Source organism: Streptomyces sp. SID5785, assembly GCF_009870065.1.
In the GTDB taxonomy this organism is placed as follows: domain Bacteria; phylum Actinomycetota; class Actinomycetes; order Streptomycetales; family Streptomycetaceae; genus Streptomyces.
Window position 1 is genome coordinate 1 of the sequence record NZ_WWIA01000891.1, and the last position, 1,282, is coordinate 1,282.

Genomic DNA, 1,282 nt, shown 5'->3' on the forward strand with positions numbered 1-1,282 from the left:
GTCGGCGCCCGCCCCGGTGGCCCGCCCCGGCGTCGGCGCCGCGCACCGCTGAGCACGCCCGCGGGGCCCTCCTAACCGCCGATGCGCCGCACCTCCTGCACCACGCGCTCGCAGAGCTCGTGCGTGGCGAGCGCGTCCCGGGCGTTCGGTGTCTCGCCGGCCGCGACGGCGTCGAGGAACGCCAGGACCACCTGCTCGATACCGCGCTGGCGGGCGACCGGCACCCAGTCGCCGCGGCGGCGCACCGTCGGCTGGCCCTTGTGGTCGACGACCTCGGCGAGGTTGAGGACCTGGCGCTTGCTGTCCTCGCCGGACACCTCGAGGATCTCCTCGGCGGAGCCGCTGAGCCGGTTCATGACGCCCAGCGCCGTGAACCCGTCGCCCGCGAGCTGCAGCACCACGTGGTGCAGGAGTCCGTCGACGACGCGGGCCCGCACGCTGACGTCGTCTACGTCGCCGGGGACGAGGAAGCGCAGGGTGTCGACGACGTGGATGAAGTCGTCGAGGATCATCGTCCGGGGTTCCTCGGGCAGCCCCACCCGGTTCTTCTGCAGCAGGATCAGGTCGCGCGGGTGGTCGGCGCACTGCGCGTACCCGGGCGCGTACCGGCGGTTGAAGCCGACGGCCAGACCGACGCCGCGCTCCTCCGCGAGCCGCACGAGCCGCTCGGAGTCGGCGAGTTCGTAGGCGAGCGGCTTGTCCACGTAGGTGGGGACGCCCGCTTCGAGGAGCCGGGTGACGATCTCCGGGTGCACGGAGGTGGGCGCGTGCACGAACGCGGCGTCGAGGCCCGCGGCGAGCAGCCCGTCGAGGTCGGTGTGCCGCCGGCCCTCCGGGACGCGCAGGGTGTCCGCGACGCGGGTGAGCGTGGCGGGCGTACGGGTCTGCAGATGCAGCTCGATCCCGGGCCGGGCGCCGAGCACGGGCAGGTACGCCTTCTGCGCGATGTCACCGAGTCCGATGCAGCCGACCTTCACGTGCCTGCGCTCCTCTGCCGCCGCGTGCCCCGCCCGGACGGGGGGACTTCCGCCCGGGCAGCATAGACGCGGCCGGTCAGACCCGCTCCCGGCGCGTGCCGGGGTGCGGGGCGGACTGCGGCGGGCGCCAGTCGGCGATGCCGTCCATGCCGCGGAGCATGAAGGCGGGGCCGAGGGCGCCGACGGCACGGATCGCGCCGTTGCGCGCGGCGACGCCCGCGCGGTTGCGCAGCATCGCGACCCGGCTGACCGTCCGCGACCTGCGCACGAGCGCGGTGGTCCTGGGCAGCCGCGCGGCCGTGTAC

Annotated in this window: 1 protein-coding gene and 1 pseudogene; both read right to left on the reverse strand. The window is 75.2% G+C overall.

Annotated features, from left to right (window positions below):
* Positions 1-71 precede the first annotated feature (71 nt).
* Positions 72-977 carry a Gfo/Idh/MocA family oxidoreductase gene (locus GTW43_RS29225; protein WP_161305000.1) on the reverse strand — a complete coding sequence of 302 codons (906 nt, stop codon included), beginning with the start codon at positions 975-977 and terminating at the stop codon, positions 72-74.
* 76 nt (positions 978-1,053) lie between these two features.
* Positions 1,054-1,282: pseudogene (locus GTW43_RS29230) on the reverse strand (monooxygenase); the annotation flags it as partial.